This is a genomic window from Pseudomonas gorinensis, from assembly GCF_042015035.1.
Classification (GTDB): domain Bacteria; phylum Pseudomonadota; class Gammaproteobacteria; order Pseudomonadales; family Pseudomonadaceae; genus Aquipseudomonas; species Aquipseudomonas gorinensis.
In genome coordinates this window covers 2,295,997-2,308,454 of the sequence record NZ_CP167125.1, presented here as the reverse complement: position 1 = coordinate 2,308,454, position 12,458 = coordinate 2,295,997, and the positions used below count along the sequence as shown (strand labels likewise).

The window sequence follows — 12,458 nt, the reverse complement described above, 5'->3', positions numbered from 1 at the left end:
CTTTCATCAGAATTCGTAGGAGAAGCCCACGCGGTAGCGGGCCTGGCGCTGGTCAGTGTTCTTATCGACATACACGTCGGCCACTTCCAGGTATGGGGTCAAGTAGTTGGTGAGTTTGTATTCGAACAGCAGCTTATTGCTGTAATTCTGGCGTGTACCGTCGAAGACAATCTGATTGCTGTATATCTGCTTGCGCCCGACACCGACCGACAACAGGCCAAACTTGTACTTGGCGCCCAACTCCAGCGCATCGTCGTGTTTATCCGCCTTGCCCTCTTCGTCATACCGCGTGAGTTTGTGGTAATACCCCGGGGTAATGGAGAACTTATCAGTGATGGCATAGGATACTTTCAACGACGGCTTATAGGATTTCTTATCCTTGCCGTCGGCATAGGTGAACTTGGGCTTGACCTTCCACTTGGCCCCCAACTTGTGGCTGTACTTGACCTTGGCCTTGAGTTCGTCCTTGGTCAGCCGCGAAAACGCCTTGCCCGGCTGGCCGTCGCTGTCAGGCGCGGTGGCCATCACCGCTTCGAAGGAGAACGCCAGGCCATTGTCCAGGGCCTGGGTCAGCATCACCTTGTCCTTATGCTCACGCTCCACTTCCGAATACTGGTGCTGGTAGTCCAGTTCCAGCGCCTGGGTGGTGCTAGAGGCAATGACCAGACCAATAAACGAATATCGCCTTAATGCTTTCTTATGATGTCCAGCGCTCAATTTCTTCATGTTTTTACCTGTTATTTTTATTGTGGATGACACGACAACTTTGCTGTTTTACGCGCACAGCGGTACGGCTTCCGATGACTCGGAACGGGTGAAACCAAGAGGTAGTCAGTTAGTTAACGGGGTATCGATCAAAAGCTGTTGTTTTCGTTTACGGCGGTGAACTTGCCCGGAAAACAGCGCGGTCATCAATACCGAAATCAGCGAAGCGCCCAGCCAGAACAGCGACAGGGTATGGAAGTCGTACAGCTTGCTGCCGTCCTGGGCCAGGGTGGTGCCGTGTTCGATCAACACCCCGGTGAGAATCTCGCCCGCCGCTGCCCCGGCGTAGCTGGCAATGCCGATCATGCCCAGCGCTGCACCGGCTGCGCTTTTGGCGGCAATGTCCACGGCCATCAAGCCGCCGAGAAAACACAGCAACGCGCCCATGGAAAGGCCGAACAACATCATGGCCAGCGCATCCAGCCAGTAGTGGCCCCCAGGCAGGAACAGAAACATCCCCAGCGACGCACTGTTCATCAAGCCGAACAGGATCGCCAGGCCATGACGCCGGCCATCGAAGAAGCGATCGGACACCAGCCCACTGAGGCCCGTGCCGACAATGCCGAATACACCGGTGATGGAGATCAGCGCCGAAGCCGACAATGTGTTGTAGCCCTTGGCGTTTTCAAGGAAGAACACGCCCCAGGAAATCACCGCATAGCGGCCGATATACATCAGGCAGGAGGCCAGGGCCAGCAGCCACAGCGCCGGATTTTTCAGGAGTGCCAATTGCGCGCCCCACTTGCCGACGGTCTTCAACAGCACTTCTTCGCGGCCACCGTCCACTTCTGCAAAGCCTGCGCTCTGCGGCGAGTCGGCCATGAACAGGTAGATCAGCAACATACCGAGCACGCCCATGGCAGTCGCCAGGAAATAGCCGTACTGCCAGCCCCAGGTGACGATCACGGCGGCGACTGCGATGTAGGTCAACGCCTCGCCCAGGCTGTGGGCAATCGACCAGAAGCCATAGAACGTGCCGCGCTCCTTGTCGGCGTACCAGCGCGACAACGACACCACGCACGGCCCCACGCCCATGGACTGGGCCCAACCGTTCAGACCCCAGGCCAGGGTGAGAATGATCGCGTTGGTGGTCAGGCCCATGCAGGCGTTGACCACCGCGCTGATCAACAACCCGAGCATCATGAAGCGCCGCACATTGGCATGGTCGGCCAGGAAGCCGTTGACCAGCTTACCCACGGCATAGGTGAAGAACAGCGCGGAACCGATCATGCCCAGTTGCGTTGGGCTGAGCAGGTTCTGCCCCACCAGCGCCGGCTTGGCCACATTGAAGGACAGCCGGCACACGTAGAACAGCGCATAGCTCAGGGACATGGATAAAAAGGTCAGCCAACGCACCCGGCGAAAACGTCGCCCATCGGGGTCGGCCACCAGAGGTCGCGCAGGCGCGGCATGGAACAAGGACAGCAGGGAATTCATGGCGGACAGTCTCCTATTGTTATTATTCGCTGTACGTTCAAACGCAGATCGTAAAAAGGGCTCAAGCCTCCAGTGACGGGCCGATCAACTCGGCCAGTTGCGGGTACACCTGGGCGCTGGCCACCAGCAACGGGTTGCCGCCGAGCAGACCATCACCGCGCAGGAAATCGCTGCAACGGCCACCGGCTTCACTGACCAGCACCAACCCCGCCGCACAATCCCAACTGTTGATATGGGTTTCGTAGTAGCCCACCAGGCGCCCAGCCGCGACGTAGGCGATCATCAGCGCGCCGGAACCATTGCGAATAAACATGCCGCCGCCCTCCAGCAAGCCAGTGAGAAACGGGATGAAGTGCTCCTTGCCACGCCGGTGGGAGGTGCCGACGCCGGTCACACCGTATCGAATATCGGCGGCCGGGCTGACCCGGATCGGCGTGTCATTCACATAGGCGCCCAGGCCGCGGCAGGCGTGGAACAGCTCGTTGTGGTTGGCGTCGGCCACGGCACCGAGCCAGGGTTGACCGTCCACCAGCAGGCCGATGGACACGCACCAGGTGTGCAGGCCATTGACGAAGCAACTGGTACCGTCAATGGGGTCGACCACCCACACACAACGCGCTTGCAAGCCGGCCGCGCCGCCCTCCTCGCCCACGAAGCCATCCTCGGGAAACTGCTCGGCCAGGCGCGCCTTGATAAACACCTCCAACTCGCGGTCGGCGATGCTGACCACGTCCTGGGGGACAGCCCCTTTATGTTCAACATGCAATTGCTCGCGCTGCTGGTAATACGTCATGCCACGCCGCGCGGCTTCCATCGCGACCTGACGCACCAGCGCGTAACGCGCGGCCAGATGATCGAGGCGCGGTAATGTCTCTGCTTGTGTCATAAGCCTTACCTTCAGCGTCGATTGCACACGTGTGCAATCGTTCGGGAAAAAAAAGTGAAGGCACGCCTTTTTGGGGAGGCCGGCCATTCACCGATTACTGCCCATACAACACGAAATAAATTTTCTCTTCAAGCTATTATTGAAATTTTATTTCTGAATTTTCGTCGTGCCGCGTTCGATCAAGGTCACAGGCACCGGCTCGAATTCAGCGACCCGCATGAAGTTCTCCCCCCGCGCGACGATAGCACCGACGGCGCGTTGCGCCAGTTGCACACTGTCCTGGCGCACGGTGGTCAGGTCGTAGGCCAATTGCGCAGCCTGAGCGATATCGTCAAAGCCGATCACCTGCACCTGTTGCGGCACCTGGAGGTGCAACGTAAAGCGCAATGCGTCCATCACCCCGAGTGCCAGCATATCGGTTGCACAGAAGATCGCGTCCGGTCCCTCCCCCTGGCTGAACAACGCCAGCAACGCCTGCATGCCGCCCTGATAACCCGGGGTTTCATTAAACACCGTCTGCGCCTCGACCCCCACCTCGGCCAGGCGCTGGGAAAACCCCAGCCAGCGCTCGCGGCTGCTGAAGTTATGCGCGCCCTGGCCCACAAACGCCAGGCGCCGCGCGCCGCCCTTGAGCAAGGCATCGGCAGCCATACGCCCACCGGCGCGGTTATCACTGCCCACCACTTCAGCCCCGGCCAGTTCATGGCCACGGTTGATCATCGCCACCGGAATCTGCCGATCCAGGTAATGCTGGACCACCGACAACGGCGGCGAGGCCGAGGTCAGGATCACCCCGGCAATCTGGTAGCTGAGCAACGCATGCAACGACTGCTCAAGCTGCGCCGGGTCATCGGCATTCATCAACAAGGGCATCAAGCCACGACGGCTCAGGCTATGGGCGATGGGGCTCAAGAGGCTGGCGCGAAACGCACTGTCGAAACCGGCAGTGACCACACCGACAAAGTTGCTGCTGCCCTTGTTCATGGTGCGGGCAATCATATTGACCTGATAACCCAGGGCCTTGGCCGAGGCCAGCACCTTTTCGCGGGTGGCGGGGGCCACGCTGGCACCCGGGGTGAACGTTCGCGACACCGCCGAGCGCGAAACACCGGCATGCCGGGCCACATCCAGGGACGTAATCACGTTTTTTTCAGAGGTGTCCATCGGCAATCGCCCACTGCAAAAGAGCCGATACGGTAATGGCAAACGCAGCCCAGGGAAAGCGCGGCAATGGCGCATTCTTGAGGCTCGCGCGAAGCCGGTGCTACCATGCCCGACCGCCTGTCCTGGCAAGGAAACATCCCGTGCTCAGTTTCATAGATACGTTTCTCTTTTGGCGAGTGGCTGTTGTCGTCAGGCAAGGAGCCGCGACGACTCATAGCTCGCTAGGGGGAGGAGCGGCGACGCAGAATGGCGGCAACAGACGCCGTCAAAAAAAAACAGTATCTGTGAGACTGAGCACTTTATGAGCACCATTCGCGAGCGCAACAAAGAAAAGATCCTGCGGGCGGCCAGCGAGGAGTTTGCCGACAAGGGCTTCGCCGCGACCAAGACCAGCGACATCGCCGCCAAGGCCGGGTTGCCCAAGCCCAACGTCTATTACTACTTCAAGTCCAAGGACAACCTCTACCGCGAGGTGCTCGAGAGCATTATCGAGCCGATCCTGGCGGCTTCCACGCCGTTCAACCCCGAGGGTGAGCCTTCGGTGGTGCTCAGCAACTACATCCGCTCGAAAATCCGTATCTCCCGCGACCTGCCGTTCGCCTCCAAGGTGTTCGCCAGCGAAATCATGCATGGCGCCCCGCACCTGAGCACCGAGCAGGTTGAACAGCTCAACGCCCAGGCCAAGCACAATATCGACTGCATCCAGAGCTGGGTGGATCGCGGGTTGATTGCACCGATCGATCCAAATCACCTGATGTTCAGCATCTGGGCGGCGACGCAGACATATGCGGATTTTGACTGGCAGATCTCGGCGGTGACCGGCAAAGCCAAGCTGGATGAGGCCGATTATGAAGCCGCGGCGCAGACGATTATTCGGTTGGTGCTCAAGGGGTGTGAGCCGGACTGATACACCGGGGGGCCTGGGCCAATCGGGGGCAAGCCCCCTCCCACAATTTTGACCATGTTCGCAGTTCAAAATGTGGGAGGGGCTTGCCCCCGATGAGGCCCTGACAGTCACCCAATCCTCAAGCTGACACCCCCGCATCCGCCATCAACCCCACCCCCTCGATCGCCGTGATCGCACACTGCTCGTCAATATCCGACGTATCCCCACTGATCCCGATCGCCCCCAACACCAACCCCGCCTGATCGCGAATCAACACCCCGCCCGGTGCCGGCACCACGCTGCCCTGCCCCAGGCTGTTCAACGCCGCGATAAACGCCGGGCGCTGCTGCGCATCCAGCGCCAGCAGGCGTGAGCCTTTGCCCAAGGCGATCGCCCCCCAGGCCTTGCCGATGGCGATTTGCGGGCGCAGCAGGCTGGCACCGTCTTCCCGTTGCAAGGTGATCAAGTGACCGCCGCTGTCCAGTACCGCGATGGTCAGCGGCGCGGCTGAAATCGTACGGCCAGCGGTAAGGGCCTGGCTGGCCAGTTGGGTGGCAATTTTCAAGGTTAAAGCGCTCATGGTGCCGTCCTTATCTTGTTATGGGTAACGCCGTGGAGGTCTGTTTGATCAGATGCTCGATCAAACAAATAGAACACAATTATTTTATTTATTGTATACAATATTTCTTAACAAACCCTCCATCCGTCGAAAAACTGCCTTCCGACGAACGCAAAGGACCGCACATAAAATGCATTGACCTATGTCGCTCGCCGTGAATACACTTTGGACAAACACCACTTGTATACAATTACAAAACGCAAGAGGCACAAAAACAATGAGCAAAATGAGAGCAATCGAAGCCGCCGTTTTAGTGATGCGCCGTGAAGGCGTGGACACCGCCTTCGGTATCCCAGGCGCCGCGATCAACCCACTGTATTCGGCCTTGCAGAAAGTGGGTGGCATCGATCACGTCCTTGCTCGCCACGTTGAAGGCGCCTCGCACATGGCCGAGGGCTACACCCGCACCAAGGCCGGCAATATCGGCGTGTGCATCGGCACTTCGGGCCCGGCGGGCACCGATATGGTCACCGGCCTCTACAGCGCCTCGGCCGACTCGATCCCGATCCTGTGCATCACCGGCCAGGCGCCGCGGGCACGCATGCACAAGGAAGACTTCCAGGCCGTGGACATCACCAGCATCGTCAAGCCGGTGACCAAATGGGCAACCACCGTCCTGGAACCCGGCCAGGTGCCCTACGCGTTCCAGAAAGCCTTCTACGAAATGCGCTCCGGCCGCCCCGGTCCGGTGCTGATCGACCTGCCGTTCGACGTGCAGATGGCCGAGATCGAATTCGATATCGACGCCTACCAGCCACTGCCCCTGGCCAAACCCCTGGCCACACGCATCCAGGTGGAGAAAGCCCTGGCACTGCTGGACCAGGCCGAACGCCCGCTGCTGGTAAGCGGTGGCGGCGTGATCAACGCCGACGCCAGCGAGCTGCTGGTGGAGTTCGCCGAGTTGACCGGCATTCCAGTGATCCCGACCCTGATGGGCTGGGGCACCATCCCGGACGATCACCCGCTGATGGTGGGCATGGTCGGCCTGCAAACCTCCCACCGTTACGGCAATGCCACGCTGCTCAAGTCAGATGTGGTGCTGGGCATCGGCAACCGCTGGGCCAACCGCCACACGGGCTCGGTGGAGGTGTACACCCAGGGGCGTAAATTCATTCACGTCGACATCGAGCCGACGCAGATCGGCCGCGTCTTCACCCCCGACCTGGGTATTGTTTCCGACGCGGGCGCCGCCCTGACGATGTTTATCGAAGTGGCCCGCGAGTGGAAAGCCGCAGGCTTACTCAAGGACCGCAGCGCCTGGCTGCATGATTGCCAGCAGCGCAAAGCCACCCTGCACCGCAAGACCCACTTCGACAACGTGCCGGTCAAGCCGCAACGGGTGTACGAAGAGATGAACCAGGTGTTCGGCAAAGACACCTGCTACGTCAGCACCATCGGCCTGTCGCAGATTGCCGGCGCGCAATTCCTGCACGTCTACCAGCCACGCCATTGGATCAACTGCGGCCAGGCTGGCCCATTGGGCTGGACCATCCCGGCAGCGCTGGGCGTGGTCAAGGCCGACCCGAGCCGCAAAGTGGTGGCGCTGTCCGGCGACTATGACTTCCAGTTCATGATCGAAGAGCTGGCCGTGGGCGCGCAGTTCAAGCTGCCGTACATCCACGTGGTGGTGAACAACTCCTACCTGGGGCTGATCCGCCAGGCCCAGCGTGGCTTTGAAATGGACTACTGCGTGCAGCTGTCCTTCGACAACCTCAACGCCCCGGAACTCAACGGCTATGGCGTGGACCACGTCGCGGTTGCCGAAGGCCTGGGGTGCAAGGCCCTGCGCGTGTTCGAGCCGAGCCAGATTGCGCCGGCGTTGCGCAAGGCCGAGGCGATGATCGAAGAATTCAAGGTCCCGGTGATCGTTGAGATTATTCTGGAGCGCGTGACCAATATTTCCATGGGCACCGAGATCAACGCCGTCAATGAATTCGAAGACCTGGCCTTGGTCGGCAATGATGCGCCGACCGCCATTTCCCTGCTCGATTAAGGAGAACCCTATGCCGCGCTTCGCCGCCAACCTGTCCATGCTGTTTACCGAACAGGACTTTCTTGCTCGCTTCAAAGCCGCTGCCGAGGCAGGCTTCAGTGGGGTGGAATACCTGTTCCCCTACGAGTTCAGCTCAGCCGACATCAAGGCGCAGCTGGATGCCCATGGCCTGACCCAAGTGCTGTTCAACCTGCCGGCCGGTGACTGGGCCAAGGGCGAACGCGGCCTGGCCTGCCACCCGGATCGGGTCGAGGAATTCCGCGCGGGGGTCAGCTTGGCCATCGCCTATGCCCAGGTGCTGGGTAATACGCAGGTCAACTGCCTGGCGGGTATCCGGCCCCAGGGCGTTGATGATGCAACCCTGGAAAAAACCTTTGTCGCCAACCTCAAGTACGCCGCCGACAAACTGCAAGCAGTGGGCATCAAGCTGGTGATGGAGGCGATCAATACCCGTGATATTCCAGGGTTCTATCTGAATAACACCGCCCAGGCCCTATCGATCCGCGAGCAGGTGGGCAGTGCCAACCTGTTCCTGCAATACGACATCTATCACATGCAAATCATGGAAGGTGATCTGGCCCGCACCATGGCCGCGCACCTGGGTGAGATCAACCATATCCAGCTGGCGGATAACCCGGGGCGTAATGAGCCGGGGACTGGGGAGATCAACTATCGCTTCCTGTTCGAACATCTGGATCGGATTGGGTACCAGGGTTGGGTGGGCTGTGAGTACAAGCCGTTGACCACCACCGAAGCGGGTTTGGGTTGGCTCAAAACCCATAACGCCATCTGACAGGCACCACCCAAAACCAAAATGTGGGAGGGGGCTTGCCCCCGATGGCGGCGAGTCAGTCAACACCATTTCGTCTAACACACCGCTATCGGGAGCAAGCCCCCTCCCACCTTGAATCTGCGGTGTCTGGCGGACCGCACTAATAAAAAGAGGATTTCATCATGGCTAAAATCGGATTTATCGGCACCGGCATCATGGGCCAACCCATGGCTGCCAACCTGCAAAAAGCCGGTCACCAACTGTTCCTGTCCGAGCATCACGGCAAGGCGCCAGAAGCACTGATCGCAGCCGGTGCCGTGGCCCTGGCCAACCCGCAGCAAGTTGCCCAGGAAGCCGAGTTCATCATCGTCATGGTGCCCGACACTCCGCAGGTCGATGACGTGCTGTTCCGCGCCGACGGCGTGGCTGCCGGGTTGTCGCCGAACAAGGTGGTGATCGACATGAGCTCGATCTCGCCCACTGCGACCAAAGCGTTCGCCGCCAAGATCAACGAGACCGGCGCACAGTACCTGGATGCCCCGGTGTCCGGCGGTGAAGTCGGCGCCAAGGCCGGCACCTTGAGCATCATGGTCGGCGGCGAACCGCAGACCTTTGAGCGTGCCCTGCCGCTGTTCCAGGCCATGGGCAAGAACATCACCCTGGTCGGTGGCAATGGCGATGGCCAGACCGCCAAGGTGGCCAACCAGATCATCGTCGCGCTGAATATCCAGGCGGTGGCCGAAGCGCTGCTGTTCGCGGCCAAAAACGGCGCCGACCCGGCCAAGGTACGTGAAGCGCTGATGGGTGGCTTTGCCTCGTCGAAGATCCTCGAAGTGCACGGCGAACGCATGATCAAGGGCACCTTCGATCCGGGCTTTCGCATCAACCTGCATCAGAAGGACCTGAACCTGGCGCTGGCCGGGGCCAAGGAACTGGGGATCAACCTGCCGAACACCGCCGGCACCCAACAGGTATTCAGCACCTGCACGGCGATTGGCGGCGGTAACTGGGATCACTCGGCGTTGATCAAGGGGTTGGAGCATATGGCGAATTTCTCGATTCGCGATAAATAACCCCTCTACACAGCCCCCTGTAGGAGCGAGCGCGCTCGCGAAAAACCCGAGAGCGCCACTGGGTATCAGGTTACCCGCGTTATCGTTAACGACCTTCGCGAGCAAGCTCGCTCCTACAGGTTGCACCACCTTTCCAATAATAAAAATTCCCCGGAGCCCGCTTATGTCGGTCGATCCGCAACACCTGCTTCGCGAGCTGTTTGCCACAGCCATCGACGCTGCCCACCCCCGGCAAGTCCTTGAACCCTACCTGCCCGCCGACCGCAGCGGTCGGGTGATCGTGATCGGCGCCGGCAAAGCCGCGGCCGCCATGGCGCTGGTGGTGGAAAATTGCTGGCAAGGTGAAGTCAGCGGCCTGGTGGTCACCCGCTATGGCCACGGCGCGCCGTGCCAGAAAATCGAAGTGGTCGAAGCCGCACATCCGGTCCCGGATGCGGCCGGACTGGCCGTGGCCAAGCGAGTGCTCGAACTGATCAGCCACCTTGGCGAAGACGACCGCGTGATCTTCCTGCTCTCTGGCGGCGGCTCTGCCCTGCTGGCCCTGCCCGCCGAAGGCATCAGCCTGGCCGACAAACAGGCCGTCAACAAGGCCCTGCTCAAGTCCGGCGCGACCATCGGCGAGATGAACTGCGTACGCAAGCATCTCTCGGCGATCAAGGGCGGGCGGCTGGCCAAGGCCGCCTGGCCGGCGACGGTCTATACCTATGCAATTTCCGATGTGCCGGGTGACCAGGCCACGGTCATCGCTTCCGGCCCGACCGTTGGCGACCCAAGTACGTCACAACAGGCCCTGGCGATCCTCAACCGCTACGGCATCGACACCCCGGCATCCGTGCGCAGCTGGTTGCAAAACCCGGCGTCAGAAACCATCAAGCCCGGCGACCCGATACTGACCCGCAGCCACTTCCAACTGATCGCCCGCCCCCAGCAATCCCTGGAAGCCGTCGCGGTTAAAGTGCGCCAGGCCGGTTTCAGCCCGCTGATCCTCGGCGACCTCGAAGGCGAAGCGCGGGAGGTGGCCAAGGTGCACGCCGGTATCGCGCGGCAGATCGTGCAGCACGGCCAACCGCTGGCGGCGCCGTGCGTGATCCTCTCGGGGGGCGAAACCACCGTCACCGTACGTGGCGATGGCCGTGGCGGGCGCAATGCGGAATTCCTGCTGAGCCTCACCGATAGCCTCAAGGGCTTGCCCGGCGTGTACGCCCTGGCCGGCGACACTGACGGCATCGACGGCTCGGAAGACAACGCCGGCGCCATCATGACCCCGTGCAGTTACGCGCGTGCCGAAGCGCTGGGCCTTTCAGCCAGCGATGAGTTGGATAACAACAACGGCTACGGCTACTTCGCCGCCCTCGACGGCTTGATCATCACCGAACCGACCCGCACCAACGTCAACGATTTTCGCGCCATTCTGATTCTTGAGACTGCCCAACATGACGCCTGACAAGAAAGTCAAAATCCTCGCCACCCTGGGCCCGGCCACCGACGGTATCGATCACATCCGCGAACTGGTGGAAGCCGGGGTGAATATCTTCCGCCTCAACTTCAGCCACGGCGAGCATGCCGATCACGCCCAGCGCTACCAATGGATTCGCCAGGTGGAGCGCCAGCTCAATTACCCGTTGGGCATCCTCATGGACCTGCAAGGGCCGAAGCTGCGGGTCGGGCGTTTTGCCGAGGGCAAAGTGCAACTGGTGCGTGGCCAGGCGTTGCGCCTGGACCTGGACCCGACGCCGGGCGACCAGTGCCGGGTCAACCTGCCCCACCCGGAAATCATCAAGGCCCTGGAACCGGGCATGGACCTGCTGCTGGACGACGGCAAACTGCGCCTGCGGGTGATCACCAGGCACACCGATGCCATCGACACCACCGTACTCAATGGCGGCGAACTGTCTGACCGCAAAGGCGTGAACGTCCCACAGGCGCTGCTGGAACTCAGCCCGCTGACCGCCAAGGATCGTCGTGACCTGAGTTTCGGCCTGGAGCTGGGCGTGGACTGGGTGGCACTGTCATTCGTACAGCGCCCGGAAGACATCCGCGAAGCCCGCGAGCTGATTGGCGACAAAGCCTTCCTGATGGCCAAGATCGAGAAGCCTTCGGCCGTGCAGCGCCTGCACGAAATTGCCGAACTGAGCGATGCGATCATGGTGGCCAGAGGCGACCTGGGCGTGGAGGTACCGGCCGAAAGCGTGCCGCAAATCCAGAAGGACATCATCAGCACCTGCCGCCAGTTGGGCAAACCGGTGGTGGTGGCCACGCAGATGCTTGAATCCATGCGCTTCTCCCCGGCGCCGACCCGCGCCGAAGTCACCGATGTTGCCAATGCGGTAGCCGAAGGCGCAGATGCGGTGATGCTGTCGGCGGAGACGGCGTCGGGCGAGTACCCACTGGAAGCCGTGCAGATGATGAGCAAGATCATCCGCCAGGTGGAAAACGGCCCGGACTACCAGGCCCAACTCGACGTCAGCCGGCCCAAGGCGGATGCCACGGTGTCGGATGCCATCAGCTGCGCGATCCGGCGCATCAGCAGCATCCTGCCGGTGGCGGTGCTGGTGAACTACAGCGAGTCGGGCAGCTCCAGCTTGCGCGCGGCGCGGGAACGGCCGGTGGCGCCGATCCTCAACCTCACGCCGAACCTCTCGACCGCGCGACGTTTGAGCGTGGCGTGGGGCGTGCACTCGGTGGTCAATGACCGGCTGCGCCAGGTGGATGAAGTGTGCTCGACGGCGCTGGAGATCGCCCAGGCCCAGGGCATGGCGCAACGCGGGGATACCTTGGTGATTACCGCCGGGGTGCCATTTGGGCAGCCGGGGTCGACCAACTCGCTGCGCATCGAGACGCTGATCTAGCGCCTGTCAGGGCC

The 12,458-nt window shown here is 61.1% G+C and carries 11 protein-coding genes; 6 read left to right on the top strand and 5 right to left on the bottom strand.

Annotated elements, in window-relative coordinates; all coding sequences use genetic code 11:
* Positions 1–6: 6 nt before the first annotated feature.
* The 4 genes from AB7933_RS10605 to AB7933_RS10590 form a co-directional block, all read right to left on the bottom strand.
* Positions 7–726 carry an oligogalacturonate-specific porin KdgM family protein gene (locus AB7933_RS10605; RefSeq protein WP_024074288.1) on the bottom strand — a complete coding sequence of 240 codons (720 nt, stop codon included), beginning with the start codon at positions 724–726 and terminating at the stop codon, positions 7–9.
* Positions 727–831: 105 nt separating this feature from the next.
* Complete coding sequence (locus tag AB7933_RS10600; RefSeq protein WP_024074287.1) at positions 832–2,202, bottom strand: MFS transporter; 1,371 nt, start codon at positions 2,200–2,202, stop codon at positions 832–834.
* Between the two features lie 61 nt (positions 2,203–2,263).
* A complete protein-coding gene (locus AB7933_RS10595; protein WP_024074286.1) occupies positions 2,264–3,088 on the bottom strand; it encodes an inositol monophosphatase family protein in 825 nt (274 codons plus the stop codon).
* A gap of 147 nt (positions 3,089–3,235) precedes the next feature.
* A complete protein-coding gene (locus AB7933_RS10590; RefSeq protein WP_024074285.1) occupies positions 3,236–4,252 on the bottom strand; it encodes a LacI family DNA-binding transcriptional regulator in 1,017 nt (338 codons plus the stop codon).
* A gap of 301 nt (positions 4,253–4,553) precedes the next feature.
* On the opposite strand from AB7933_RS10590, the gene AB7933_RS10585 reads away from it, so the two are divergent.
* Positions 4,554–5,159 (top strand): TetR/AcrR family transcriptional regulator, encoded by a 606-nt coding sequence (locus AB7933_RS10585; RefSeq protein ID WP_024074284.1) that lies wholly within the window; start codon positions 4,554–4,556, stop codon positions 5,157–5,159.
* Between the two features lie 118 nt (positions 5,160–5,277).
* Here the strand turns inward: AB7933_RS10585 and AB7933_RS10580 are convergent, their stop codons facing one another.
* Entirely contained in the window at positions 5,278–5,718 is a 441-nt protein-coding gene (locus AB7933_RS10580; RefSeq protein ID WP_024074283.1) for a GlcG/HbpS family heme-binding protein, read from the bottom strand.
* Between the two features lie 256 nt (positions 5,719–5,974).
* Here AB7933_RS10580 and gcl point away from each other — a divergent pair, with 256 nt between their 5' ends.
* From gcl to pyk, 5 genes are all read left to right on the top strand, one after another.
* Positions 5,975–7,750: a glyoxylate carboligase gene (gcl, locus tag AB7933_RS10575; RefSeq protein WP_024074282.1), complete on the top strand. Its 1,776-nt coding sequence runs from the start codon at positions 5,975–5,977 to the stop codon at positions 7,748–7,750.
* A gap of 10 nt (positions 7,751–7,760) precedes the next feature.
* Positions 7,761–8,543, top strand: a complete 783-nt coding sequence (gene hyi, locus AB7933_RS10570; RefSeq protein WP_024074281.1) for a hydroxypyruvate isomerase — start codon at positions 7,761–7,763, stop codon at positions 8,541–8,543.
* Between the two features lie 161 nt (positions 8,544–8,704).
* Positions 8,705–9,595 carry a 2-hydroxy-3-oxopropionate reductase gene (locus tag AB7933_RS10565; RefSeq protein ID WP_024074280.1) on the top strand — a complete coding sequence of 297 codons (891 nt, stop codon included), beginning with the start codon at positions 8,705–8,707 and terminating at the stop codon, positions 9,593–9,595.
* 163 nt (positions 9,596–9,758) lie between these two features.
* Entirely contained in the window at positions 9,759–11,039 is a 1,281-nt protein-coding gene (locus tag AB7933_RS10560; protein ID WP_024074279.1) for a glycerate kinase type-2 family protein, read from the top strand.
* Positions 11,029–12,444, top strand: coding sequence for a pyruvate kinase (pyk, locus tag AB7933_RS10555; RefSeq protein ID WP_024074278.1), 1,416 nt, complete (start codon positions 11,029–11,031; stop codon positions 12,442–12,444). The genes AB7933_RS10560 and pyk overlap by 11 nt, the downstream gene beginning before the upstream one ends.
* Positions 12,445–12,458 lie beyond the last annotated feature (14 nt).